General features: G+C 57.0%; 25 protein-coding genes and 3 tRNA genes. 14 read left to right on the plus strand and 14 right to left on the minus strand.

Annotated elements, in window-relative coordinates; translation table 11 throughout:
• Positions 1-3 precede the first annotated feature (3 nt).
• From VMJ32_17400 to VMJ32_17415, 4 genes are all read right to left on the minus strand, one after another.
• Positions 4-210, minus strand: a complete 207-nt coding sequence (locus tag VMJ32_17400; protein ID HTQ40802.1) for a PLD nuclease N-terminal domain-containing protein — start codon at positions 208-210, stop codon at positions 4-6.
• Between the two features lie 157 nt (positions 211-367).
• A complete protein-coding gene (locus VMJ32_17405; protein ID HTQ40803.1) occupies positions 368-571 on the minus strand; it encodes a hypothetical protein in 204 nt (67 codons plus the stop codon).
• 273 nt (positions 572-844) lie between these two features.
• Entirely contained in the window at positions 845-1,513 is a 669-nt protein-coding gene (locus VMJ32_17410) for an O-methyltransferase (protein ID HTQ40804.1), read from the minus strand.
• A 354-nt stretch (positions 1,514-1,867) separates the two neighbouring features.
• Entirely contained in the window at positions 1,868-2,146 is a 279-nt protein-coding gene (locus VMJ32_17415; GenBank protein HTQ40805.1) for a hypothetical protein, read from the minus strand.
• Between the two features lie 354 nt (positions 2,147-2,500).
• Here VMJ32_17415 and VMJ32_17420 point away from each other — a divergent pair, with 354 nt between their 5' ends.
• Positions 2,501-3,823, plus strand: a complete 1,323-nt coding sequence (locus VMJ32_17420) for an SH3 domain-containing protein (protein HTQ40806.1) — start codon at positions 2,501-2,503, stop codon at positions 3,821-3,823.
• A gap of 98 nt (positions 3,824-3,921) precedes the next feature.
• Here VMJ32_17420 and VMJ32_17425 read toward each other — a convergent pair.
• The 3 genes from VMJ32_17425 to VMJ32_17435 form a co-directional block, all read right to left on the minus strand.
• Positions 3,922-4,005 (minus strand) — tRNA-Leu (locus tag VMJ32_17425).
• Positions 4,006-4,149: 144 nt separating this feature from the next.
• Complete coding sequence (locus tag VMJ32_17430; protein HTQ40807.1) at positions 4,150-4,494, minus strand: rhodanese-like domain-containing protein; 345 nt, start codon at positions 4,492-4,494, stop codon at positions 4,150-4,152.
• Entirely contained in the window at positions 4,491-4,976 is a 486-nt protein-coding gene (locus VMJ32_17435) for a hypothetical protein (GenBank protein ID HTQ40808.1), read from the minus strand. The genes VMJ32_17430 and VMJ32_17435 overlap by 4 nt, the downstream gene beginning before the upstream one ends.
• Before the next feature lie 270 nt (positions 4,977-5,246).
• Here VMJ32_17435 and VMJ32_17440 point away from each other — a divergent pair, with 270 nt between their 5' ends.
• Entirely contained in the window at positions 5,247-7,529 is a 2,283-nt protein-coding gene (locus VMJ32_17440) for a penicillin acylase family protein (GenBank protein HTQ40809.1), read from the plus strand.
• 39 nt (positions 7,530-7,568) lie between these two features.
• On the opposite strand, the gene VMJ32_17445 is transcribed toward VMJ32_17440, so the two are convergent.
• From VMJ32_17445 to VMJ32_17460, 4 genes are all read right to left on the minus strand, one after another.
• On the minus strand, positions 7,569-8,441 hold the full coding sequence (locus tag VMJ32_17445) for a serine/threonine-protein kinase (GenBank protein ID HTQ40810.1): 873 nt from the start codon (positions 8,439-8,441) through the stop codon (positions 7,569-7,571).
• Between the two features lie 188 nt (positions 8,442-8,629).
• Positions 8,630-9,547, minus strand: a complete 918-nt coding sequence (locus VMJ32_17450; GenBank protein HTQ40811.1) for an aminotransferase class IV — start codon at positions 9,545-9,547, stop codon at positions 8,630-8,632.
• 151 nt (positions 9,548-9,698) lie between these two features.
• Positions 9,699-10,727: a hypothetical protein gene (locus tag VMJ32_17455; GenBank protein ID HTQ40812.1), complete on the minus strand. Its 1,029-nt coding sequence runs from the start codon at positions 10,725-10,727 to the stop codon at positions 9,699-9,701.
• Positions 10,728-10,844: 117 nt separating this feature from the next.
• Complete coding sequence (locus VMJ32_17460; protein HTQ40813.1) at positions 10,845-10,979, minus strand: hypothetical protein; 135 nt, start codon at positions 10,977-10,979, stop codon at positions 10,845-10,847.
• Here VMJ32_17460 and VMJ32_17465 point away from each other — a divergent pair.
• The 4 genes from VMJ32_17465 (at position 10,978) to VMJ32_17480 (ending at position 14,705) form a co-directional block, all read left to right on the plus strand.
• The gene (locus VMJ32_17465) at positions 10,978-11,250 is read left to right on the plus strand and encodes a hypothetical protein (GenBank protein ID HTQ40814.1); all 273 of its coding nucleotides are present in this window, start codon (positions 10,978-10,980) and stop codon (positions 11,248-11,250) included. The two genes, VMJ32_17460 and VMJ32_17465, sit on opposite strands and share 2 nt — an antisense overlap.
• A gap of 364 nt (positions 11,251-11,614) precedes the next feature.
• A complete protein-coding gene (locus tag VMJ32_17470; GenBank protein ID HTQ40815.1) occupies positions 11,615-11,821 on the plus strand; it encodes a hypothetical protein in 207 nt (68 codons plus the stop codon).
• A gap of 164 nt (positions 11,822-11,985) precedes the next feature.
• The gene (locus VMJ32_17475; protein HTQ40816.1) at positions 11,986-13,236 is read left to right on the plus strand and encodes a class I SAM-dependent rRNA methyltransferase; all 1,251 of its coding nucleotides are present in this window, start codon (positions 11,986-11,988) and stop codon (positions 13,234-13,236) included.
• 8 nt (positions 13,237-13,244) lie between these two features.
• Positions 13,245-14,705 carry an NADH:flavin oxidoreductase gene (locus tag VMJ32_17480; protein ID HTQ40817.1) on the plus strand — a complete coding sequence of 487 codons (1,461 nt, stop codon included), beginning with the start codon at positions 13,245-13,247 and terminating at the stop codon, positions 14,703-14,705.
• Positions 14,706-14,718: 13 nt separating this feature from the next.
• Here the strand turns inward: VMJ32_17480 and VMJ32_17485 are convergent, their stop codons facing one another.
• Both VMJ32_17485 and VMJ32_17490 read right to left on the minus strand, forming a co-directional pair.
• Positions 14,719-15,774 carry a hypothetical protein gene (locus VMJ32_17485; GenBank protein HTQ40818.1) on the minus strand — a complete coding sequence of 352 codons (1,056 nt, stop codon included), beginning with the start codon at positions 15,772-15,774 and terminating at the stop codon, positions 14,719-14,721.
• Between the two features lie 42 nt (positions 15,775-15,816).
• Positions 15,817-16,719, minus strand: a complete 903-nt coding sequence (locus VMJ32_17490) for a hypothetical protein (GenBank protein HTQ40819.1) — start codon at positions 16,717-16,719, stop codon at positions 15,817-15,819.
• 230 nt (positions 16,720-16,949) lie between these two features.
• Here VMJ32_17490 and VMJ32_17495 point away from each other — a divergent pair, with 230 nt between their 5' ends.
• Positions 16,950-17,912, plus strand: a complete 963-nt coding sequence (locus VMJ32_17495) for a right-handed parallel beta-helix repeat-containing protein (GenBank protein ID HTQ40820.1) — start codon at positions 16,950-16,952, stop codon at positions 17,910-17,912.
• 8 nt (positions 17,913-17,920) lie between these two features.
• On the opposite strand, the gene VMJ32_17500 is transcribed toward VMJ32_17495, so the two are convergent.
• Positions 17,921-18,973, minus strand: coding sequence for a lysylphosphatidylglycerol synthase transmembrane domain-containing protein (locus VMJ32_17500; protein HTQ40821.1), 1,053 nt, complete (start codon positions 18,971-18,973; stop codon positions 17,921-17,923).
• 133 nt (positions 18,974-19,106) lie between these two features.
• On the opposite strand from VMJ32_17500, the gene VMJ32_17505 reads away from it, so the two are divergent.
• The 7 genes from VMJ32_17505 to VMJ32_17535 all read left to right on the plus strand — a co-directional run.
• Positions 19,107-19,179 (plus strand) — tRNA-Ala (locus VMJ32_17505).
• A 150-nt stretch (positions 19,180-19,329) separates the two neighbouring features.
• The gene (locus VMJ32_17510) at positions 19,330-20,433 is read left to right on the plus strand and encodes a hypothetical protein (protein ID HTQ40822.1); all 1,104 of its coding nucleotides are present in this window, start codon (positions 19,330-19,332) and stop codon (positions 20,431-20,433) included.
• 92 nt (positions 20,434-20,525) lie between these two features.
• Positions 20,526-20,599: transfer RNA gene (locus tag VMJ32_17515), tRNA-Lys, on the plus strand.
• Positions 20,600-20,722: 123 nt separating this feature from the next.
• A complete protein-coding gene (locus VMJ32_17520; GenBank protein ID HTQ40823.1) occupies positions 20,723-21,964 on the plus strand; it encodes a tyrosine-type recombinase/integrase in 1,242 nt (413 codons plus the stop codon).
• Between the two features lie 331 nt (positions 21,965-22,295).
• A complete protein-coding gene (locus VMJ32_17525) occupies positions 22,296-23,729 on the plus strand; it encodes a choice-of-anchor tandem repeat GloVer-containing protein (protein ID HTQ40824.1) in 1,434 nt (477 codons plus the stop codon).
• Between the two features lie 25 nt (positions 23,730-23,754).
• Positions 23,755-24,033, plus strand: coding sequence for a hypothetical protein (locus VMJ32_17530; GenBank protein HTQ40825.1), 279 nt, complete (start codon positions 23,755-23,757; stop codon positions 24,031-24,033).
• A gap of 100 nt (positions 24,034-24,133) precedes the next feature.
• The coding region (locus VMJ32_17535; GenBank protein HTQ40826.1) for a hypothetical protein at positions 24,134-24,551 on the plus strand (418 nt) is incomplete at its 3' end.

Below are 24,551 nucleotides of genomic sequence, written 5' to 3' on the forward strand. Positions count from 1 at the left end.
AAATCAAACCGATTGCCCTTTGCCAATGATGAAATACAACAGCGAACCCAGCAGGGGCAAGAAGATAATCACCAATACCCAAATCAGTTTTTCCGTTCCTTGCAACCGGGAATTCTTCAAACAATCGACCAGTGCCACAATCCACAGGATGAGACACAATAACCCCAGCAATCCGCCGAAGCCGCCGAAAGCAAGCAGACCGGTAAACATGCAATGACCTCGCAACTTGAAAACAGCGTCGATGGGTTGAACCTCGCTCTCACCTTATTCGCATGGCCGTTTGCGATCTTGGTGACTCCCGAACCACGCCTGGCCGAACGTGCCATGCGGTACACCCTTGTATTCGGTCAACAATCAATGGCCCGCGTTATTTCGCATCGCGGCGGCGATTGGCCAACCGTACGGCATCGCCGTAAAAATGCAGCACTCGGTTGGGGCGATCCAGGATGTTCATCTCCTTGATCTCTTTCGATTTTTCCGTTCCCGGCGGCGCCACCGTCCAGGAAGCGCGAACCGGAGCCACATCGACCAATGCCACAATCGCCACAATCGCTAATAAAAACCGACGCATGAAACAACCTCGCATGAAGAAAACTGGATAGTTTTTTGTTTGGAACAATTCGCCTTCACCGGATGGGCAATTCAGGTGCTCGTCCTATTGTTCGGCAACGTGGCCCAGACGAATTCAATTCGCCGGCGTTCCGACCGAATTCCGCAAATATGCCGTTAATTTGCTCGCTACCGCCGGCATCTTTGGTGCAACTCACACGACGGTCTGGCAACTGCATCCTTCTGCAAAGGTGTTCTGCGAAAGGCTACGCTCTGCGAAGCCCGGCCATCGCCTCTACGACGTAACCAGTGCCACGGAAAAACCATCGTATCCTTTACTGCCCACGGTTTGCAAAGCGGTGACCGAAACGCGCGGTTCGGCGGCCATCGCCTCGTTGCAGCGACGCACTCCCTGAACGCTCTTGTCACGGGTCGCGGCTTCGATGACGTGGCCTTCACGCACGACGTTGTCGACGATAATCAAACTGCCAACACGCGATAATTTCAGCGCCCAACGAAAATACTCGGCGTTGTTTTCTTTATCCGCATCGATGAAGATCAGATCGAACGGCCCACGCTGCTCCGCGGACAACTGCGGCAACGTCTCCAGTGCTTTGCCGAGCCGCAGCTCAATGACTTCGGATACGCCGGCGCGGACGAAATTCTTCCGCGCCACGTCGGCGTGTTTTGCATCGGCTTCCAGCGTAATCAACCGACCACCCGGCTGCAGCGCGCGGCCCAGCCAAATGGTGCTGTAACCGGCCAGGGTGCCGATTTCTAAAATGCGTTTGGCGCCGATGGCCTGGCCCAACAACATTAGCAGCTTGCCGTGGTTGGGGGTAACCGCGATCGGTGGCAGGCCGGCCGCTTCGCCGGCAGCGGCGGCGGCTTGCAACACCGCATCGGGACGCACCACTAAATTTACGAAGTATTGCTCGACGGCTTTCCAGGTCTCTTCTGACATCCCTCTAATTGTAAGGCGCAAAGTGGGGATGTTGGGAGTGGGTGCTAACGGCACAATGGTGGTGGCCCGATTCGCTGTTTCAATGTGCAACCGCAGTTAGGTTGCGGATTCCACCCCCAGCTCCGTCCCCGATGACGAACAGCGAATATCCCGCCGCTGCTTTTTTATGATGTCGAACTGGTTGTCCGCTGGGCGCCTTGGAAATAATAAAAAACCAGCAGAATGCAGAGTGATGTGAGCATCAGATTCCTTTCTGATTATGATGAGGGCCTGGCGGATCTGTAGTGTATTCGGGTTTAGAGTATGTGGTACAAGGTTGCTCTGTGTCTGAGATTACGGAATTCTGATTGCCCGTTATCCGCCGCCGGGTTTTTTCATCGCCAGGCTGTGCAACACACAGACCGCGCCCACCGAAATGAGCGCCCAGCCCAGCCATTGCGGCGGCTGGATGACTTTATGGGGAATGGAACCCGGCAAAGCCGCCATCAGTCCCGTCGTGCTGGAACCGGCGTGCGCAGCCAGAAATTGGGTGGTTTTTTCGTTCAGCGTGGCCGATTCTACCAGGCGGAACTGGACGCCCAGCAGCACCAACAACACGCCGATCATGAAAAACTGATTGCGATTGAATTCCATGGGCGGTAAGCCGTAGGCAATGCACGGCCGGCGTGTGAAATGATGTCACTGTCGTCCACTCATATCGAACCGCTGCTGCTAGCGTCTTTATCGATATGGCAAAGTTGACGGCTGGTACGAAATTGCCACCGGCAGCGGCCGTGCGGAATGCAAGGCGCGGAGCAGCGATTTGAAACCGCTCTTGCGGCAGCAAACCGTTTTCGCTAAAAGCCTTGCCCCTGAGCAGGTTTTCGCTGCTTGGAAATCCATCCGCCCTGTCCCAAGGTTCCTTGGGTACACCCCGCGGATCGCAAGGTTGGCACTGCTTTTCTTACGGTATTCCCGATTTTTCGCCCTTCTTTCAGGAGAGTTCCGATGCGCTTTGCCAGCGGCATCGCTTGGATCGTTTGCGCCATATTGCTGCCCGTGGTTTCCGTGTGGAATGCCGCAGATCGGGCTTCGGCTGCTGACAATTTCCCCTATACCGCCTACACCAACTCCAACGAGGTCTACGTTCGCAGCGGACCAGGAAAAAATTATTTTCCCACCGACAAGTTGCCGCAGGGCGCAGCGGTGGAAGTGTATCGCCAGGATCCCGGCGGATGGTTGGCCATTCGACCGCCACAGGGAAGCTTCAGTTGGGTGCCGGCCGATGCCATCAAGCCCTTGGGCGACCATTTGGCCGTAGTCGAGAAAGATCACGCCATGTGCTTTGTGGGCACGCGCTTTAGCAACGCTCACGACGTGCATCAAGTCCGATTGGACAAGGGGGAACAAGTGGAAATCATGGACATCAAGCAACTGGGCGACGGGGCCGAGGCACAATCGTGGTGCGAAATTGCTCCCCCTTCCGGTGAATTCCGCTGGGTGTTTGGCAAGTTTGTGGAACGTGATCCGCCCACTGGATTGTCGCACGACGACGACGGCGACCGCACCACACGGCGGACAGCGTCTTTCGACGATGACGGGGCTTCTCACGGCGGAACCGACGCAGCGATGCATCCCGCGCAGCAAACCGAGTGGGCGCCCAAAGGAAGCGGCATCATCGCATCGTCCGCTTCGGCATCGACCCGCGTTGATACCGGCGGCGTTGTCAAGCACGATTCCAATTGGCAAGCCTCCAAAGGCTCCGGAATGAGCAGCGATCCGTCGCAGCCGCCGGGTGATCCGTTTCAGACCGAGTTGAACGCGATTGATTTTCAAGTCTCGCAGATGGTCGTCGATGATCCGTCGATGTGGGAATTTACGGCCTTACGCCGCCGCGCCGAAGCGCTCCTCCCCAGCGCCGATACCGCCTTGGAGCGCGGCCGCGTTCGCTTGGTACTCAACCGCATTGCCCGTTTTGAAGACGTGAAGCACCGCCAAGATTTGCTGGGCGAGCCCGGCAGTGCTACGGCCAGCGCGCTGGCCAGCCATCGGCCCTCGGTCTTGCCGACGGACGACCCGGATCGGTTCGACAGCGTGGGCAAATTGACGCCGGTTATTTCGCAACGACCCAATGCGCCAACCTTCGCGCTGGTCGACCCGTCAAACCAGGTGGTATCGTTCATTACACCGGCCCCAGGCGTGAACTTGCAGCCTTATGTCGGCAAAGAAGTGGGCGTCACCGGACAGCGCGGATTCATGCCGGAGCTACAGAAACCGCACGTGACGGCCATGCATGTGAACGTGCTGGACGACGGCCCGATTTTGCGATGAAAGTGCGGCGCAGAGGATTTGAACCAGCAACCGAGCACGCTCGCCGGGCGGCGAGCGAGCGCAGGGCGGTAGTGAGCGAAGGGCCCTGCCCATGAAAGTGCGGTTGAGAGGATTTGAACCTCCACTCCCTTGCGGGAACAAGCTCCTGAGGCTTGCGCGTCTGCCAGTTCCGCCACAACCGCATACGCTGGCGCGAGCCGACATTATACATGGTCCCATCGCAATCGCAGAAGGGTCAAAAAGTCGAAGCGTCCAAAAGTCGAAGGGATTCTGGTTCAGACTTTTCGACGCTTCGACTTGTCGACCTCTTTATACCTCGATCCCTCTCAATAACGCGGCACCGTGGGATCAATTTCTTGCGACCACTGGTCGATGCCCCCGGCCATGTATTGCGTTTGGGTAAAGCCTTGTTCCCGTAACCAGCGGGCGACCCGCAAGCTACGGCCACTGTGATGGCAATGCACGACAATAGGACGCCCGCGGTGGGGCTCCAGTTCGCGCAGGCGGCCAGCTATCTCGCTTATGGGCAGCAGCTTGGCCTGAGCAATTTTGGCTGTGGCATACTCCTCCGGCTCGCGGCAATCGAGCAAGAGAAAATCTTCGCCGGCCACCAGCTTTTGCTGGACGGCGCTGCAATCGATTTCAAGCGGCAATGGAGATTCGGAGTTCATAGATTGCGTTCCAGCCACAGGGCCAGGCCGCGTTCGCCGCGGCGCATGACGTAATGGTGATTGGCGGCAAAGAGCCATTTGAGCAGCGGAGCCAGGCGATTCAACCAGCGGCCCTTCGTCGATACGTTCCAATAAATCGTGACTTCGGTGTTGGGGATAGAGCTTCCGTGGGGCTTGCTGCGAATGTCTCGCAGCTCAAAACGGCCCTCACCGATCAAATCGCCCTCGGCATCATAGGCCAATTCGCTGGGTGATTCGCAGCGCGTGATAGTAGTTGTATATTGCAGCGAATACGGCAAGAAGCCGCGAACGGCCCGGCGGCCGCACGCACCAACGCCACGCGGATTTTCTGGCGTAAGGCACTGGTAATACAAAATATCGGCCCACCAGCGCGGATAATCTTCCGCCGCATTGATGGCCTCCCACACCCGCTCGATGGGCTGCTCAAACCGCCAAATCGTAATGAACTGGTACGCGGCCATTGACCGGTGGTGCGATTTATACGGGGAAGCTGGAATGAAATGCCTCAAGCATTTGCCGCGAACGGGGGCCCAAACTCCAAGGGGACGAGGGACTCAAGGTCGGCATAATCGGCCTGTGCAACGCAGCTTGTGAAGCTCGCCAGCCGGATACGTCGAGGTTACGATTGACGGACCATTAGAGCAAGAGAACCGTTGACCATCGCGGTGAATGGGTAAAACGCAAACGCAAAGTCTAACCGAAATCACCGAACAAGTCCGGGGGCTTACCTCATGCAACCGCTGCCGCTCAAATTCGCTCGCCGACGTTTGGAGGCCTTTCGTGATCAGAACGGCGTGCCCCACCTAATGGCCGGTTCCTGGCGGGCTGCCTTGTACGGGCTGGGTTATTTGCACGGGCTCGATCGGCCCACGCAGATGTTGTTTGCCAGGGCACTAGCCAGCGGGCGGTCGGCCGAACTGATCGCCGACAAGCCGGAACTGTTGGAAACGGATCGGTTTTTTCGCCGCGTGGGTTTGCACTTGCTGTTGGATGACGAAGTCCGCCGGCTGGACGATCGGACGTTCGGCGACATTACCGCTTATTGCGAGGGTGTCAACGACGGACTGCGTGAATCCGGACGATCGCTCCCCATGTGGGCCACGGGGTTTCGGCCCCAGCCGTGGAATCAGCAAGCGGTGCTCTTGATCGGCAATTTGCTCAGCTACGGTGGCTTGGCTGTCGGGCAACAGCAAAACGAACGCTTGTTGGTGGAACTCATTCAAACCGGCATCGACGATACACGGCTGCGCGAATTGTTCTATCCGCATTTGGAGCGCGTCAATTTGGAATTGCTGCGGCGCGTCCGAATTGCCAGCCAGCTTTCCGACGAGGCGATTGAACTCATCACCGACTTGCCGCGCCTGGCCGGTAGCAATGCCTGGGCTATTTCGCCGGCACGCAGCGCCACCGGCCATGCGCTGTTGGCCGCCGATCCGCATTTGGAAGTCAACCGCCTCCCCGCCATTTGGTACGAGGCCGTGTTGCGCTGGAACGATCAATACGTGCTCGGCGCCACATTGCCCGGCTGCCCGCTGTTTGGCGTGGGACGGACAGAAAAATTGGCCTGGGGCGTGACCTACATGAAGGGGGATGCAATTGATTTTTTCATCGAAGATTGCCGGCCCGGCGGCACGACCGGCTGGCAATACCGCCGGGGGCAGGAATGGCGCGATTTTCAACTGCGCGACGAAACCATGCAACGCAAATCGGCAGCGCCCGCAACATTACCGGTGTATTTCAATCCGCAAGGCATTTTGGAAAGCGATCCGACCGGCGCCGGTTATTACCTCTCGTTCAATTGGATTGGCAACAGCCCGGGGGCGTCTCGCTCCATCGCCACCTGGCTCGATGTCGCGGGTTGCCGCTCTGCAGCCGACGCCATGGAAGTGGCACGGGAATGTCCGCAGCCGACGCTCTGCTGGCTGTTTGCCGACCAGGATGGGCACATCGGTTTGCAAGGCGGGGGCTGGTTGCCCAAGCGGAATCCGGCCAATAGCGGATTATTGCCCGTGCCGGCTTGGGACGAGGCAAACCATTGGCGGGGCCGCCTGGAAAGTTACTATCTGCCGCACATTTACGATCCGCCCGAAGGCTTCATCGCCACGGCGAACGAAAACATCAACGCGCCGGGCGATCCGCCGCTGACGACCATGCCGTTGCCCGACTATCGCAAGCGGCGCATTGTCCAGCGGCTGCGCGAACTGCCGCAGGCCACACTCCTGGACATGCAGCAGTTGCAATACGACGTAATCAGCGTCCAGGCCAAAGAGTTGCTGGCAATTTTTCTGCCGCACCTGCCGGACGGCCCGCTCAAAAAACGGTTGGATGCTTGGAACTGCAGTTACGACCAGGCCAGTTTGGAGGCGACCTTGTTTGCCAAGCTGTATCGCAACGTGCTGCTGGTCATCTTCGGCGAAGCCCCGCACCGTGAAGGGGGCGGAATCGGCTGGCGGCGGATGTTGTATCTGTCATCCCGGTTTGGCTACTCAACGATGGTGCTCACCTGCATCGATCGCTTGCTGAAAGAAGAAAACTCGCGCTGGTGGAACGAACGAGAAAAGGGAGAACTGATCCGTCGAGCGGCAGAACGTTTGGTCGGCGAGAAGGACTTGCCCTGGGGTGAATTCAACTCGTTCCATTTTGTGAATCGGTTCATCAGTGACCGCCGGATGGGGCGCTACCTGGGTTTTCACACGCGCCAAATGCCCATGCCGGGCTGCCACGCCACGCCCTTTCAAGGACATTTGCTCACCACCGCCAAGCGGGAAACAACGTTCGCGCCGTCCTATCATTTTGTGACCGATTTGGGCGCCGACGAAGCGTGGACCAATTTACCCGGCGGACCGTGCGAAAGCCGGTTTTCCCCCTATTACAAAATCGACATTCCCCGCTGGCAATCCGGAACTTATAAGCGAGTGGCGCCCGATCTGGACGCAGGGGACCGGGCACAGGGGACGAAAAGTAGAGGCCCAGAAGTAGAAAACCAGGGAGAAGAGACCGAAGGTGCGGCGTAGCGTATCGGAAAAATTATCGCGGCAATCGCCGGTGCGGGTTCAATCGGCGTCTTCCGACTTAACGCTGGCAATCGCGCTCAAAAATCGTTCCATACTGGGACAGCGATCGTCCGGGTTATTCACCAAGCACCACATGATCGCTTTGGCCAAAGTTTTGTTGATTTTCGGACGGCGCTCCGTAATCTCCACCGGAGGCGCTAGATCGTGTTCCAGCGCGGCCCGGCCATCGATGCCGCGCGTCCAGGGAAGTTCGAAGGTCATCACTTCATAAGCGGTGACTCCGAAGGCAAACACATCGACCCGAAGATCGGTTTTCTTCCGACGCACGATTTCCGGCGACATGTAATTGGGCGTGCCGGTGCGGTTGCCAGGCTGCATGAATTCCGGCTTGGCCGGCAGCGTCAGGCCAAAATCAATCAGCGTGACGCGGTCGAACTGGGGTGATACCATAAAATTCCGCGGACAAATATCGCGGTGGATAAAACCTGCCTTGTGCACCGCGCCGACGGCTTCCGCCATTTTGCGGATGATGTCCAATCGTCGGCCGTCCAGCTGCACGCTGCGACTAATCAACAAAGAATTCAGCCCCACGCCTTCCAGGAATTCCAGGACAATGAACTGCTTGTTATCGTACGAAGTGCCATGCGCTAAGGTTTTGACAATATTGGAATGCTGCAGCGCCAGCCCAATTTCAGCTTCGCTGGGCTTATTGCAACCCTTAAAGCGGCTTTCCACAATGCTGGACTTTTCCGGATCAAGAATTTTCAAGCCGACAATTTGCCCCGTTTGACGATCGCGGACTTTGAAAAAGCTGGACATCGTGCCCGAAACCGTTTCGCGGAGCATCTCGTATCGGCTGTCGAGATCGACCTTGCTGGAAAGCATCGACAAGAATTGATCGAACAACTTCATAGCACTTCAAACGTGAAACTCGCGCGAGGGGAGCTGCGGCACTTTCATTCTACTGTAAAGACACAGGCCAGCGTAGACAAGCGGATGAACGCGAAAGGCTGGGTGAACTTCGTCGCCGAATGACGTTCGCTGCTATTCAGGTCGTTCCCTTTGCATTGGCCCGCGACTCAAGTTGCTCGCAGTAGACGCTACGTTCTTTTGGAAAATCGGCGGGCTTGTTCCGCAATGTTCACGCCGGACATTTCATTCCAGGCGGCCAACAACTGCCGAAGTATTTTTCCCGGCTGACCGTTGCCGATCGGGCGGCCGTTGAACCGGGTAACCGGCAACAGGCAATTGGGGGTGCTGGTAAGAAATGCTTCGTCGGCGCGGCTGAATTCGTCGGGCGTAAGGTCCCGGGTGACAAACGGAATGCCCAATCGTCCGGCTAATTCGGTAACCACTTGCAGGCTGATGCCGGGAAGCACTTGTGGAATCGGCGGTGAAATTAAACCCTCCTTCGCATACCAAGCCACGACGTTGGCCGTCGAAGTTTCCGAAATCAATCCGCGCTGATCGAGCAGCAAAGCCCGCGATCCCGGCTCAGCCTTGGCGGCTTCCTGGTCGGCCAGAAAATAGTGCATTCGACTGCGGCATTTTAGTGCGGCAGGCCAGCAGGATGGCGGCACTTGCTGAATCGCAGTTGTTCGCAAGGCAATGCCCGTCTGGTATCGGTCAGCCCACAGATGAAACGGTAAGCGATACGTGTGCAATCCGACCGTGGGCCCAGTCACGGAAACTTCGGCCATGGCAGTGTAAGGTCCCGGCGTGATGAAAATGCACAAACCCAAGTCGTCGTCTGGCTCAACGAAGCTGCGGTTATTAGCGACCAACCGCATGGCAATCTCTGCCAGCTCAGCGAGTGATTCTCGCGGTTGAATGCCAGCGGTTCGGAGCGAAGTGTGCAGGCGCGCCAAATGCTCGGGCAAGCGGAACAGCTCGCCGCGGAAAGTTCGCAATTGCTCGGTGACGGTTACGCCCAGAACAAAGCCGGCATCGAATACAGGAATGACCGCTTCCGACGCGGGAAGCAATTGACCGTTCAAGTAGGCCAGCGGTTCGGACATGGCGGATTATCGGTGAAACGGAATATCAACGCGGACGCAACAAAACCGCTTTCCAAGATGACAGACGGCGTGGAAGAGCGTCAAGCGGCCGTGTTTTCGGACAGAAGCCGGCAAACATCCTGTCCGTGATTTCTTGCCTTTGCCCGTCCGGTTATTGCCCCAACCCCACGTAAGGCCGAATCATGGCCACAATGCCCGGATTGTAGAAATAGTTTCCCCAATAGTGCTGTTTGCCTACCGCACAGCACATATTGAACTGCCGCAGTTTGCTGCCGTTCTCTCCAAGGTAACCAACGGCGCCGGTATACCCTAAGGCCACCGGTTTGGTGCAGGGATCGATTGCCGCGTAGTGTTTCAACGCTCGATCGCAATAATTATTGAGCGACAACATGCGATCGACGGCTACCAACGCCTTGCCGTGCGCATGGCCGATCGCCAACCAGTCGTTATTCACAGCTGGAGCCACCAGCACCGCCTGCAAAGGCGCCAGTCGTTTGATCGGATGGGGCAGCGACCACCCGCAAATATCGCCGCCGCCGAGAATGTGCAAGGCGCCGGTCACGATCCGGGCCCCGAAGCTGTAACCGATCAAATCGACCGACACGTGCGGATCAATCTGATTGACAAGCGCAGCCAAATAATAACCGTCGGCATTGGTCCGGATGGCTTTTTCGCGCGCATCCTCGCGCAGGCCACGGACGGGTACGGCCGGCCAGGAATAAATCACAAATCGAATCGGGCGATCGCCGGAAACGCCGGTGGTCAACTGATCGTAGACCTCCATTCCGTCTTCGCGCGCTTCGTCGGCGTATTTCCGGTTGCCATGCACCCAAAACACCGTGGGCAGGGCCGGACGATTCGACGCCAAAAACGCTGCCTGCGTGGAACTGTTCCACTGATGTGCGTTCAAATCGTACTGCCAGACCTGAAACTGCGGCGGGTTAGCTTCGTCGTTGGGGCAGCCCAGGCAACGGGAACTGACCAGCCACACCTCGTCCTGGGTGCGCGGCAGGCAAACTGGGGCCTCATGACCACACGCTGAAGATGTCGTGCCGCAGGGAGCATCGCCCGCTACCGCCGGCCGGACGCAGGGTGATAAGCCGGACCACAATACGGCCCAAGCCACGAGCATTCGCAGGGCGGCGGAGCAGGGCGTCAACCGGATGGAAGAGGTGTGCATAACCCGCAAATGCGCCAGGGTTGACATTCTCGGAGGATGTGGTGCGCGCGGAACTTCCGCAAAGCGGCACCATACATCGCATTGGAAAGACATATCATCTATTCCACCCACGGGCGTTTAGAAAAAACAATCCGGTTGCGAAAAAAAATCTGCATGTTGCGTTTGCACATCACGGGGCGTGGTGTAGAGTTGCTCGACCCGAAGCAAATCGCCTTCCTCCCGACTTTGTTTTGCATTGGAGAGTTCAGTCATGAAAAAGTTTCTTATTGTAACGACGCTGGCGGCATTGACGAGCGCAACGCTTGGATGCTGCGGCCTCGGAAATCCTTGCGGCGGCTGGGGCGGTTGCTTCGGCCGACGCAGCGAATGCGCTCCTTGCGAGGAGCCCATGGGCGGTGATTGCGGCTGCAACCATTGCGACGCTTGTAGCGGCGGCGCCGTGGGTACTCCGGTGATGACCGCGCCGGCCACCACCATTACGCCCGGCCCTGCTTACACCACTGGCTATTTGCCCAAGAACTAGCCAACGGTTCGCTGAACCGCAGAGCGAATAAAACAGCGATGAAATGCCCTGTCAACGACAGCGCCTTCTCATCGGCAATAAACGTCTGTTTCGTCGTGGAACGTACGTATTGTCAAGGAACGATTGTCCGCAATCCGGCAATCGTATACCGGTGGCGCGAAAGTGCGCGGACGCCGCCTCAATGCCGCTTCGGCTGCGCACGCTCTGTCATCCTGAACATGGCGGCGCGCCACGGCATAACTTCGGATATGCCTGCGCCGATTGATCGTCGGCGCAGGTTTTGCGCGTTGGTGTTCATCGTTCGGGGCATGAAATGAAATCGACTTTTTCTCGATCGCGATCTTCACGCCGCGGACGAATGCTATTGCGTGCCTTGATAAACACGGCGGAATTCAATCAGCCAACCGATTTCAACTTGCAAGCGAAATCCGCATCGGCAGGGGCCAAGCTGTCGTCGCCGGCTGCCCGGCATGAAATCCGGCCACCCAAGCCTTTGCCCATTCCGCAGCCCACGCCGCAGGCGCTAACTGATCCGGCCAGCCCGGCATTCGGCAGACCCTCGTTGAACTAGCGGGCAGGCAGTCCACCGGCTGTGTGCGGTGGGTGGCGCCGCATCAAGGCTCTATCTCTTCGTCGTTCGGGCGGTTATGCTCAGTATTGCGCCTGCGAACATCTGTCACGATAGCACGCGTTTTTGGCGAACGGGTAACACATCCGTCGCCGTTGAGCATTGTCATGTCAAATGCCTCACAAACCGTTGAGCCAATTTCCCCCGCTGGTGAAACCACCGCAGGAATCGGCGTCGCGCAAGTGATTTTGAAGCCCCGGAAGGCACAACCGTTTTTTGGCCGTCACCCGTGGGTATTAGATACGGCGATCGCGCGCGTCGACGGCGGGGTGGCCGACGGGGACGTAGTCGACCTGATCTCCGACAAAGGCCGCTTCATTGCCCGCGGATTTTTCAACAGCCGCAGCCGATTGCGTGTGCGACTTTACACCTGGGATGCCGGCACGCCATTGGACGATGCATTTTTTCGACGCCGCTTGGAAACGGCCCTCGCGCTCCGACATGATTTAGGTTACGACTCCCCCACCGGCGCCGCGCGGCTGGTCTATAGCGAAGCCGACGAGCTGAGTGGGCTTATCGTCGATCGCTACGGCCAGTATTTGTCGGTCCAGGCCACCTCACTGGCGATTTGGCAGCGATTGGACAAAATTGTGCCGCTGCTCGTCGATTTGGTTCGTCCCCGCGGTGTCGTGCTGCGTCAGGAACGCGGGGCCGTCCAAATGGAGGGCATGCCGCATGAAGAGGGGCGCGGATGGGGGGAATTGCCCACCGGGCCGGTGTTCATCGAGGAACATGGACTGCGTTACGGCGTCGATTTGCGCGAAGGGCACAAAACCGGATTGTATTTGGATCAGCGCGAGAATCGCCGGGCCGTGGCCGATTTCGCACGGGGCAGACGGATGCTCGATATGTTTTGTTATAGCGGCGGCTTCGCGCTGAATGCCGTTAAACATGGCGGCGCCAGCGAAGTGCTGTGTGTCGATACCAGCGAGAAAGCCCTGGCCCTGGCCCGCGCCAATGCGGAACTCAACGGCGTGGCAAATTTGCACTTTCAACAGGGGGACGGATTTCAAACCCTGCAAGAGTTGGCGTTACGCGGCGATAAATTCGGCATCGTGGTGCTCGACCCACCCAAGTTTGCACGCAATCGAGCATCGGTAAACGACGCCTTAATGGCGTATCACCGCATCAATCGCCTGGCGGTCGACTTGCTAGAACCCGGCGGCATTTTGGTGACGTGCAGTTGCTCCGGTCATGTGCTGCGGGAAGATTTTTTGCACATGCTGGCCGGCGTGTCGCAGCGCACCAATCGATCCATTCAGGTGCTTCAGCATCGCGGCGCGGCCCCAGATCATCCGATTAGCACTACTTGCTTGGAAAGCGAGTATCTCAAGTGCTTTGTGTGCCGTGTGGGATGAGGGGACCCATGGCCACTTATCCCAAGATAGCCCAACTCAAAAACACAGCGGCCCTTGCTGCGCGGTTGGCGGAATTGGGTCTGGAGTTGCCCATCGACGAGCGAATTCTCACCGCCGCCGAAGGTTCGCCCATGGCGCAGCCGCTCAAGATCGGCGGCTTTCAGGTCGGAAACCGTTGGTGCATTCATCCCATGGAAGGCTGGGACGCCAACACCGATGGATCACCTTCTCCACACACACTGCGTCGCTGGCAGAATTTTGGGCTGAGCGGAGCCAAGTGGATTTGGGGGGGCGAAGCAGCGGCCGTGCAGCCCGATGGCCGGGCGAATCCTCGGCAGACGTTGGCCACGGCAACAAACCGCTCCGGTCTGGCGGCATTGATCAACACTTGCCGACAGACACATAGGGAAGTGTTTGCCAACGATGATGATTTATGGGTCGGCTTGCAACTGACCCATTCTGGGCGATTTTCGCGGCCGCACAATCGACGCTTGGAGCCGAGAATTGCGTATCATCATCCGCTGTTAGACGCCAAGTTTGGCATCAATCCACACGATGATTCCATCGTCTGGTCTGACGACGATCTGCAACGACTGGTGGATGCGTATGTCGCCGCGGCGGGTGTCGCGGAAGAAGTGGGATTCCAATTTGTCGATATCAAATGTTGCCACGGTTACTTGCTGCACGAATTGTTGAGCGCCCGTTGCCGCCCAGGCCGGTTTGGCGGCGATTTGGCCGGCCGGTCGCGGTTGATGCTTTCCATCATCGAACGCATCCGTGACCGCCATCCGCATTTGATGCTGGCCGTGCGACTCAGCGTGTTCGATACGCTCCCCTATAAAACCAGCCTCGCCATCGGCGAACCACTGAAGTACCGCCACTTACTGCCTTACGAATACGGTTTTGGCGTCGATGCCCAAGATCCGCTGAAAATCGACTTGCGCGAGCCGATCGAACTGATTCGCCGCTTGCACGCGGCCGGCGTGGCGGCGGTAAATATCTCCGGCGGCAGCCCCTACTATAATCCACACATCCAGCGGCCGGCGATTTTTCCCCCCAGCGACGGTTACCAGCCGCCGGAAGATCCGCTGGTCGGCGTGGCGCGGCAAATTCATGCCGCCCGAGAGTGCAAGCTGGCCGTGCCCGAAATACCTATGGTCGGCAGCGGTTACACCTATCTGCAAGATTACGTGCCCCATGTGGCCCAAGCGGTAAGGCGCGCCGGGTGGATTGACGCCGTAGGGTTAGGCCGCATGGTGTTGGCTTATCCCGCGCTGCCTGCCGATACGCTGGCCACAGGCAAATTGGCCCGGAAATTGATTTGCCGCACCTTCAGCGATTGCACGACCGCGCCGCGCAACGACATCATCTCAGGTTGCTTTCCCTTGGATCCGTATTACAAGGCTTTGCCAGAGGCCGAAGAGTTGCGGACGATTAAATCGGCAATGGAAGAAAACGCAACTGACTGAAATCGCTCGGTCATTAACGCCTGGCTACAACAACTTCTTTTCGGCCGGATGATCCTGATGATGTTGCAGCTTTGGTTGTTGGCGCTGATGCTGACGCATTCTCGGCATTTTGGCGTCCCAAGAATCCACGCACTGTTTCCGGCGACAAAAATGCCAGGTTCGCCACCAGCATGATGACGGCAAAGCTCACCGACCCGCCAATTAGCGCCAATCCGGCCCACATGAAAACGCCCAAGACCAGCAAAATAGGCCGGGCTAGCGAGTTCCAAATCAAAAACACAAAGCACAATTCGTAAATCACAATGCCGTGCGTGAATAGGTTGACCATGTATTCAAACGCCAGGCCTATGCGACTCAAACCCGTGAGATCGACCAGGCGAGATTCAGGCCGGGCCATCAGCCACCAGACGGCCGTGCCTTGCCACCAGGTTCCCCCCTGCAATTGTGCGATGAGCATGGCGGCGTAAATCATGGTCAAATGCACCTGCATCAGGCGAATCGCGACCGTGGCGGCGCTGGACCAATAAATGTTGGCGTCGGCGGAATTGAGCGCTGGCCGTTCGCGCTGTTGTTTTTTACGGCGCAGCCAACCGTCGATCGAAAAATTTGCTCCCGACGGCCCCAGGCACAAATAGAACATTAACAGGGGCAAAATATCGTCCACCGTCCGCGAAAGCATGGGAGCTCGGTGGATGAACGACAGCACAAACACCAGCGACGCAATGGTGGCAATCCGGCTAAACAGCCCGAACAACATCATCGCCAAGGCCGCAATGCCCAAGCCGTACACCAACCACAATTGCGAGGCCGAGTTGACGTAATCCAACAGCGAGATGGCATATCGCGACTCCGATGCATTGCGCACTTGCAACGCCAAGTCGAGCGAGAACAGGCCGTTGGGGCCAAACCAATACTGCAAATCGGTCAGCAGGCTCAAGTACCACCATAATGCCACCAGCGCCGTCAACACCCGGATCAGCGACAACACGATGGCATCGCTCGGCGTGAACCAAAATCGGGTCCAGCCGGCTCCGAATCGGCTACCTACAGTTCGAATATAATTGCCCATGGCAAATCAGGCGTGGTAATGTGCGGTGGTGGTCGGCAGATTTTATTTTGTTTTTTCCGGCAAAGGGGGCGCATCGTTGAAATCTCCCGGCAGCGGCAGCACGGTTTTATGAGCTGGGCTGCCGGTATTTGACGATCCATTGCTTGCCGGCGGGCTGGGCGCCGTGTCGTCGGGTGTTTGCGGATTATTGGCGGGTTGGTTCTGGCTGCGGTTGCGGCCACGCGGTCCGGTGACGGGAGCGACATCACGGGCCGCTTCGCCTAGATCGTGAACTTCGGCTTCGCCCAGGCTGTTGAGCGTTACCGTGCCGGCATAGAGATCGGCGAAGGTGCGCTTGTTATAAGGATCGTGGAGCCCTGGATCGTCGGCCTTGGCATCCTCGATGGACAATGGCTGATGTCGGCGAATTTGAACGCGGACTTCTTTCGCGCCGCTTTGCTGCAACAAATCTTCCCCAATTTTCGTCAGCAGCGTCTTATCTGGGGAATCGCCATAGAAGGGAACCGCCAATTGCCGGACCAACGCTTCGTACCGTTCGCGCTGTTCGCCGTGGGAATCGGCCGGAGGAAAGTTTCGCTGCTCGGTATGGCCGTCCGGGAAAGTTAAAATCAGTTCGACCGTATGGTCGGCATCGGTGTAATCGCCGTAAGTCAACCAATAGTTGTGGGGCGTATCGAGCCACATGGCATACATGTATTGCGCGAGCAGCGGGGTCGATTTCAACGCCGTGAACAACCTCGAGTTGTATGGCGAATCGACATCGACCGTTTGCGGCGAGGGCAACGCCGGAGCGTTAGGATTGGTCGTCAGCGCCAACGCCACACCGAACAAATGGAACAGCAGAAACAACGTGACCAGGGCCCGCACCGTTTCGCCAGGCATTTTTGCGGCCGCGGACGGCGAGGCGGTGTTCGCAGCGGAAAGGGAGGACGGGGAGTTGCTCATCGCATCACTTCAGGAGGGTGTGCGGCGCAATTGCAGGTTCCGCCACGATGTTGTGCATCGGCGGCCTGAAACCGGCGCCTCGAATATGCCTTCTTCGCTTCGCGCAAGCCGTAAAGCCTGCACTCCGCTTACAGACAGCATGCCGCGCGCCGTCCGCACATTCCACATGCTACACTTTTTACGCGGCGTTTTCATCGGGTGATATTTAGTTTTTTCACGGTGAAGAAATCATGATGCTCCATCGAATTGGGCTCGCCGGGGGATTACTACCGCTGGTACTGTCCTTTGGGGCCGTGTGCTTGGCAACGGCCACGGCCGCAGCGCGCGAAATTTACGTGAACAACGTCGCCGGCAACGACATTTTGGATGGAGCTGCCCCCAACAGTGTGAATCCCGGCCAGGGGCCGTTTCGGACCATTGCCAAAGCACTGCGGGTAGCGTCGGCGGGGGACCACATTATCCTGGCCAATGTCGGGCAGCCATATAAAGAAAGCGTCAGTCTGGTCGGCAGCCGGCACAGCGGCACGGCCTATCAACCGTTCACCCTCGAAGGCAACGGAGCGGTGCTCGATGGAACACGGCCCGTGCCGCAAAATGCCTGGGAATGGGTCGCTGGCGACGTATTCCGCTTCCAACCGGAAGAAAAGCAATTCCAGCAACTGTTTCTCGACGGCGCGCCGCTGGTACGCCGCACGGCATCGGATTCCAACCCGGCTTCGAATCACCAAGTGCCGGCTTTGGAACCAAAACAATGGGCGCTGGTCGATGGCTGGATTTACTTTCGCGTAGAACCGGTTTCGCTTCCGCAAAGTTACGCGCTGACATACGCAACCCTGCCCGCTGGCCTGACGCTTTATAAGGTCGAAAACGTCGTGATCAGCAATTTGACGATTCAAGGTTTCCGGACTGACGGCGTTTATCTGCACGATGTTGCTGGCCCGTGCGCGCTGGTGGGATTGAACTGCCGCTGGAACGGACGTTGCGGGGTCGCCGTGGAAGGCGTCTCGCAAATGCAGTTGATTTCCTGCACGCTGGAAGGCAACGGCCAGCGTCAACTGCTTTTGAACGGCTACAGCGATGTTGATTTGAGCAATTCGCACGTCTCAGGCAACGGAACCACCGCCTGGCAGCTGGGAAAGAATGCCCATCTATATGTCGACGGCCAACCAGCGGAACCCGACGGAGCGAAATAACCGGTGATTCACGTCGAAGCAGCCGGTTTGCCGACTTCCGCGGCATGCTGTTCTTCGGCAATTTCCTCTTCCGCCTCATGTATCATGGCCGATACTTCGCGCCGGTTTACGAAGAAAATGACAGCCCCCACAATCGCAATTACAATCGTCACCAAACGGTAGCCTAACGACACGATAAATCCAGCGCCGGCGATCGCGGCGGTTCCCATCAATTGGTGATACATCAATTCCACCAGCCACTCGAACGTGCCCAGTCCGTTGGGCGCCAGCGGCAATACACCGGTGATCATCGCCATCGGAACCACCACCAAATTTTCCCCCAGCGAGGGCGCATCGCTGAGCAATCCGCGGGCGATGAGCCAAAAGCTAATTGCATACATCACCTGGGCAAAAATGGTCAGTGCGACGGCAAAAGGCAATACCGACCAATGCCGGTAATACATTCTCGTCGCCCGATTTAACCGCTCGACAAATGGGCCCACCCGCGGCAAGCCGTGCAGCCAGCGCGAAACCGGCCCTTGCGAGAAACCCGGCATTGCCGAAACCGCCAACAGCAGCGTGCTGATGCCGGCGCACCAAAATATCACGCGGCAGGCCAAGCGCACATCGGCCGAATCAAAATGCCACATGCCTGTGAACAAAATGGCGCCAGACGCCAGCAGAAACAATCCGTACAGGCCGACTATCCGATCGACCAACACCGTTAACGCGGCCTCGGTACGACGGCCCGGTTGCTCACGAATTAAGAACCCCACTTTAACCAAATCGCCGCCGACACCGCCGGGCAGCACGAAATTATACAAATAGCCCAAAAAACCCAAGCGAATGGTGTCACGCAGCCTCAGTGGCAAACTGACCGCGCGCACTAAAAAATACCACCGTAAAATGGTGACAAGCGTGGCCAAAAAACAAACCAACGTCGCCAGGGCCAGTAAATCCCAATGCTTGGGCTCGTCCCACAATTGTGAGAAACTTTTGTCGCGAACGACGACGCTGACCAGCCAGGCGATAATCGCCGCCGGAATGCCCCACCGCAACAAATTCCAAAGCAGTTTTTTCAAACGATTGATACCTGAGCAGTGTTTGAGAGGCGGCCTTCCGCCGTTGACAATCGGCCAGCCAGTCGATTACTGTTTGTAGTTTGCCCTGAAGGCCAGACGATTTTACTTTCCACCAGATTCCCGCGAAATACCAGGGGGATTAGCTCAGTTGGGAGAGCGCTTGCATGGCATGCAAGAGGTCAGGGGTTCAAGTCCCCTATCCTCCATTTTCGACCCATTACGTTTGCTAGGTCACGGTGAAATATGTGAGCCGCCGCCGGACGGGCCCATCTGGCTGACTTTCGACACACTTATCTTATGGCGTGAGCTAAACTTGCGAGGAACGTTTTTCCCTCGCAATCTGTTTTTCAACGCTCATGCCAGACAGCGTCCCCGCCAGTAGTTTTGCGCGTGTTTCGCCAGGCGCCGCACGGAGCGTGCTGCTGGTGAGCCTCGCAGTGATTGTTTCGTTCGTGGCGATTAGTTTGTCGCCGCTGGCCGGCGGATTTGTCAGCCAGCATCCCACCGGCCCGGGCGACGTCCCCCTGTACCTGGCCGAAATACAACGCATTTCGCACGGCGAAGGATATTACGAAGCCGCCAGCCACGAGCTGCACGCCCGCGGTTATCCGACGCTTAGCACGTTCAACTGGCGCACGCCGCTGCCCATGTGGCTGCTGGGAAAGCTCCCCAACCAAACCGCCGGCAGGTTGTTAATTGGTGGATTGGCGCTTTTACTGCTGGTGTTGGCTGTGATCATGGTAGCGCGCGATGGTGGCATTCTGCGCGCGCTGGGTTGCGGATTGATGATGTCCGGCGCGCTATTGCCCGGTTGGTTGGAACAAATTTACGTGATGCCTGTAGTGTGGGGCGGCATCTTGATTTGTCTTTCGATATGCGCGTATGGTTTGGATCGGCCCGGCTGGGGCGTGGCCTTTGGATTAGCGGCCGTGGTGCTGCGCGAATTGGCGGCGTCTTACTGCGTGATTTGTTTGCTGCTGGCCCTGTACGACAGGCGCTGGCGCGAAGCGCTGGCGTGGGTCATCGGGCTGGCGGCATTTTTGGCGTTTTACGCCTGGCATGCCCTTCACGTGATGACGCTGGTTCAGCCCGGTGATCACGCCCATACCACCAGTTGGCTGCAATTCGGCGGCGCATCGTTTGTGATTGCCATCGCCCAAATGAATGCGTATCTATTGCTGTTGCCGCAATGGGTGAGTGCCATTTATTTGCCGCTGGCCATGTTGGGCTTTGCCGGCTGGAATACCGCGACGGGCCGCCGCGCCGGACTAACGGCTTGCGGGTTCGTGATTTTTTTCGCGTTCATTGGGCAGCCGTTCAATCAGTATTGGGGATCGTTGATCGCGCCGCTGTTGACACTGGGCGCCGCCCAAGCGCCGACGGCCATTTCCGATTTGTTTCGTCGCAGCCGCAGTTTGGAATGTGACCAAGCAGCCACACTGGCCAGCGCGAATATCTAATTTCTCACGGTTGTCAAGCGAACTGGAACAGCGGCTTACCCAACGGCATCTTTCTCAGCCGAGTTCGACCTGCTACAGTAGAACGCTTGCTGGAGACCGTAGCTCAGTCCGGTAGAGCAACGGACTTTTAATCCGTAGGTCTTGGGTTCGAATCCCAACGGTCTCACTGATAGTTAAACACGGCTGAAATCACCACTTAGATTACCTGTCGATGGTCGGCAGTGTGGCCCGTAAGTTCCCGAATAACCCGGTAGACTACCGGATTCGGTCTTTTACGGAGTTACACGCTATGACCACTCAATCTCTTCCACGCGTTCCCACGTATCGTCGCCACAAGCCCACTGGCCAAGCTGTTGTCACCCTGGACGGACACGACATTTATTTGGGCAAGTGGAACGCTACAGCGAGCCGTCAAGAGTACGATCGGCTAATCGGCGAATGGTTATCCGCTGGCCGTCGATTGCCCCGTGCCGCTGCGTCGCACGATACCACGATCATTGAATTGGCTGCCAGCTATTGGCGATTCGCCCAAGGTTACTATCGGAAAGACGGGAAACCGACGCGCTCTCTGGAGCGGGTCCGCCTTGCGCTAAAGGTGCTGCGGCAACTATACGGTCCAACTTGTGCCGGCGATTTTGGTCCCCTCGCCCTACAAGCAATTCAGCAGCGTTTCGTCAGGGAAGGGAAAGCCCGACCTTACGTCAACTGCTTAATCGAAGAAATAAAGCGCGTGTTCAAGTGGGGTGTATCGCAAGAGTTGGTCCCAGCTTTGGTTTTCCAAGCCCTGGCCACGGTCCCAGGTTTGCGCAAAGGCAGAACCGACGCTCCGGAGCCGCAGCCGATCGGTCCGGTTGCAGCGGCGGTAGTCGATGCCACACTGCCCCATTTGCCACCCGTTGTCCGCGAAATGGTTCGTTTCCAATCGCTGACCGGCTGTCGACCGGGTGAAGTTTGTATTCTGCGCCCATGCGACATAGATCGTTCCGGCGACGTGTGGGCTTATCGCCCATCGACTCACAAAACTGAGCACCACAGCCGTCAACGGGTAATTTTCATTGGCCCACAGGCACAAGAGATTCTGCGGCCCTACTTGCTCCGTAATGCCGAAGCGTATTGTTTTGCGCCGGCCGATTCGGAACGTAAACGGCTGGATGCGCGCCACGAAATGCGCAAAACACCCCTTTCCTGCGGCAACCGGCCGGGCACAAATCGCAAGCGCCGCAGGAAGATTGCACTTGGCGAGCGGTACGATACAAATGCGTACGCAAAGTGTGTTCGTCGTGCGTCTGACCTTGCCGATCGAAAAGGCCGCCAGCAAGCCCGCGACGCCGACCCCAATGTGAAAGATGATCGGATTATTCCGCGATGGTCCCCGAATCAACTGCGCCACAGCAAAGCCACTGAGGTGCGCCGGCGTTTCGGTTTGGAAGCCGTGCAAGTGGTGTTGGGTCACGCCAAGGCTGACGTGTCGCAAATCTACGCCGAACGCGACCTGGGCTTGGCGGAGCGCATCATGCGGGAAGTTGGATGATGGCTGTAGCTCACCTACAATCAATCGCTGAGTGTTCGTACGGGCTGGGGCATGCAACGCATGGATCATCATCAATCTCGCCGGGGAGTAATGCTTTGTGTAAAGCATTGGCAATCACTTATTCCATCGACGTAATCTTGACTTTGCGGCCCAAAATTCGATTAGGGCGACCGCCAAAATCTAAGTAAGCGGATTATAGCGATTTGTCCGCCACAGCCCCAGGCTGCCAGAAGCGAGCCACCGGGCGATTCTCGCCCTGGTCGATAGTGGCCAATAAGGGGGGAAGAAGGTTATGCTTATAAGAACTATGCGCAACATGATATTTAACACTATGCGTTGTTGCATTCTGCTGCTCGCAGTGTCGGTGGTGGCGATAAGCTCCACGGCTAGTGCGCAGCAGCAATACATCCTAAAGACGCTTGTCTCGTTCGCAGGTTCGAACGGAGATAAGCCCCAAACGGATTTATTTATGGATGCCAGCGGCAATCTGTTCGGGACAACGGTGTACGGCGGAGCGCATGATTACGGTACCGTGTTCGAGGTGACTAACCACACGCTCACCACCCTGGTCTCATTTAATGGCTCGAATGGACAATCACCCGCCGCCGGTCTATCGGCTGATTCCAGCGGAAACCTATACGGGACGACAATGTTTGGAGGGGCACACAACGATGGTACTGTATTCGAAGTAGCCAATAACTCAAACCACACTCTGACCACTCTCGTTTCATTCGGTGGCACGAACGGATCACAACCCGAAACCATCCTGACAGCCGACTCTAGCGGCAATCTGTACGGGGCGACAGAAGGAGGCGGAACGAATGGCAACGGCACTGTGTTTAAAATGAGCAACAACATTAATCATACGCTGACCACTTTAGTGAACTTCAACATCCGATCTACTGGACAAGGGTCCGCCGGTTTATTGGCTGACGCCGGCGGAAATCTTTATGGCCCGACGTGGTGGGGTACGAGTGCCTATGGCGCTGTGTTTAAGGTCGCCAACGATGCCAATCATACATTCAGTACCCTAGCCACATTCAATGGCACGAACGGGTATAAACCCACATCCAATCTTGTCGCTGACGCTTATGGAAATCTGTATGGGACGACGGCTTTCGGCGGAGCAAATAACGACGGCACGGTGTTCGAGGTGGCCAATGATACAAATCATACACTCACCAACTTGGTTTCTTTTAATGGCACAAACGGGCAAACATCCGAAGGCCATCTTATTGCCGATGCCGCTGGTAATTTGTATGGAACGACAGGGTACGGTGGGGCGAACGGCAACGGCACGGTGTTCGAGATAGCCAATAACGCCAACCACTCGCTCTACACTCTGTTCTCGTTTGCAAACTCCAACGGAACCAATCCCGCAGGCGTAATCATGGATGCCAGCGGAAATCTGTTCGGGACAACGATATACGGCGGAGCAAATAACGAAGGCACGGTGTTCGAACTGTCCCCAATACTCCTAGGAGATTTCAATTTCGATGGGCATGTCGATGCCGCCGACATTGCGGCAATGGAACAGACCTTGGCTAATCTGCCCTCTTACCAATCCGCTAACGGACTTTCCAACTCACAACTATTAGCCATTGGCGACATTAACGGAGATGGCGTATTCAACAACGCCGACTTACAAGCGTTTTTGGACTATCTCCAATCCGGTGGCGGCTCGACTAATCCTGTCCCCGAGCCGAGCACTTTTGTGCTGGCCGTCTTGGCGTTTGGGCTTTTCGTGGTGAGGCGGTTTGAGTAAGCGCCCATCGGCTACAATGCAGAATATGGCTGATTCTCAAGACAAAGCGCCCTGGACGCCGACAATGCTCGCCCTCTTGGGCAAAATGCCTGATGGTAAATTGGCCAAGTGCGTCGGCTGTACACGCCAGGCTGTCGAACTGCGCCGCCGCAAGGCTGGCATCCCACCGCTGGTGCGAAAAGTCAAACCGGCCAAGTGGGGCGAAACCGAAGTGGGGTTGCTGAGGAATTATTTGGACGCCGAGATTGCTAAAATGACGGGGCGCACACTGGCAGAGATTAAGGCGAAGCGGCGGAAACTCTGATTGTGTCCTACGCCAAAGTGCTTGACTGAAACATTAGAAATTGCATAATCCCTAGCGCGCGGGGGTGCTTTTTAGCAATTCAATAAATCGGGGCACAACGATGAAATTGAAAGACTTTCTTATTACAGGCAGACCGCCTGGGAAAATAATATTTCGTGCTGTAATCACGAACTCGCCAAATTCAAATTACGTCAAGATTGAAAACAATCCTGACTTACAGTTGGAGTTTCGCAATGCAATTCAAAGAGAGCTACTCTATGAATTGCGGACAGCGCGATTGCAAGTAACACAAATCGAGATTGTCGACGAGGGAGAAGGCAGTTGGTGGATTGAGTTTGCTGTGGCCCTTGGTGCGGCATATACATTCGTTGCGCAATACCACGATTTTTACGAAAGTGTTGTTCTAATTCGCCGTCAAGCGCGCGCAATTCTCAGAAGAATCGCCTCTGCTACTGGTACGATACTTTCTTCACTTGAAATTGTATGGATTGATCCGCAAACGGGCGCAAGGCGGCGCG

The sequence above is a fragment of the Pirellulales bacterium genome, from assembly GCA_035499655.1.
Classification (GTDB): Bacteria; Planctomycetota; Planctomycetia; order Pirellulales; family JADZDJ01; genus DATJYL01.

Coding starts and splice junctions, on each gene's coding strand:
- VMJ32_17400 (HTQ40802.1), bottom strand. CDS start 210: ATGTTTACCGGTCTGCTTGCTTTCGGCGGCTTCGGCGGATTGCTGGGG.
- VMJ32_17405 (HTQ40803.1), bottom strand. CDS start 571: ATGCGTCGGTTTTTATTAGCGATTGTGGCGATTGTGGCATTGGTCGAT.
- VMJ32_17410 (HTQ40804.1), bottom strand. CDS start 1,513: ATGTCAGAAGAGACCTGGAAAGCCGTCGAGCAATACTTCGTAAATTTA.
- VMJ32_17415 (HTQ40805.1), bottom strand. CDS start 2,146: ATGGAATTCAATCGCAATCAGTTTTTCATGATCGGCGTGTTGTTGGTG.
- VMJ32_17420 (HTQ40806.1), top strand. CDS start 2,501: ATGCGCTTTGCCAGCGGCATCGCTTGGATCGTTTGCGCCATATTGCTG.
- VMJ32_17430 (HTQ40807.1), bottom strand. CDS start 4,494: ATGAACTCCGAATCTCCATTGCCGCTTGAAATCGATTGCAGCGCCGTC.
- VMJ32_17435 (HTQ40808.1), bottom strand. CDS start 4,976: ATGGCCGCGTACCAGTTCATTACGATTTGGCGGTTTGAGCAGCCCATC.
- VMJ32_17440 (HTQ40809.1), top strand. CDS start 5,247: ATGCAACCGCTGCCGCTCAAATTCGCTCGCCGACGTTTGGAGGCCTTT.
- VMJ32_17445 (HTQ40810.1), bottom strand. CDS start 8,441: ATGAAGTTGTTCGATCAATTCTTGTCGATGCTTTCCAGCAAGGTCGAT.
- VMJ32_17450 (HTQ40811.1), bottom strand. CDS start 9,547: ATGTCCGAACCGCTGGCCTACTTGAACGGTCAATTGCTTCCCGCGTCG.
- VMJ32_17455 (HTQ40812.1), bottom strand. CDS start 10,727: ATGCACACCTCTTCCATCCGGTTGACGCCCTGCTCCGCCGCCCTGCGA.
- VMJ32_17465 (HTQ40814.1), top strand. CDS start 10,978: ATGAAAAAGTTTCTTATTGTAACGACGCTGGCGGCATTGACGAGCGCA.
- VMJ32_17460 (HTQ40813.1), bottom strand. CDS start 10,979: ATGACTGAACTCTCCAATGCAAAACAAAGTCGGGAGGAAGGCGATTTG.
- VMJ32_17475 (HTQ40816.1), top strand. CDS start 11,986: ATGTCAAATGCCTCACAAACCGTTGAGCCAATTTCCCCCGCTGGTGAA.
- VMJ32_17480 (HTQ40817.1), top strand. CDS start 13,245: ATGGCCACTTATCCCAAGATAGCCCAACTCAAAAACACAGCGGCCCTT.
- VMJ32_17485 (HTQ40818.1), bottom strand. CDS start 15,774: ATGGGCAATTATATTCGAACTGTAGGTAGCCGATTCGGAGCCGGCTGG.
- VMJ32_17490 (HTQ40819.1), bottom strand. CDS start 16,719: ATGAGCAACTCCCCGTCCTCCCTTTCCGCTGCGAACACCGCCTCGCCG.
- VMJ32_17495 (HTQ40820.1), top strand. CDS start 16,950: ATGATGCTCCATCGAATTGGGCTCGCCGGGGGATTACTACCGCTGGTA.
- VMJ32_17510 (HTQ40822.1), top strand. CDS start 19,330: ATGCCAGACAGCGTCCCCGCCAGTAGTTTTGCGCGTGTTTCGCCAGGC.
- VMJ32_17520 (HTQ40823.1), top strand. CDS start 20,723: ATGACCACTCAATCTCTTCCACGCGTTCCCACGTATCGTCGCCACAAG.
- VMJ32_17525 (HTQ40824.1), top strand. CDS start 22,296: ATGCGTTGTTGCATTCTGCTGCTCGCAGTGTCGGTGGTGGCGATAAGC.
- VMJ32_17530 (HTQ40825.1), top strand. CDS start 23,755: ATGGCTGATTCTCAAGACAAAGCGCCCTGGACGCCGACAATGCTCGCC.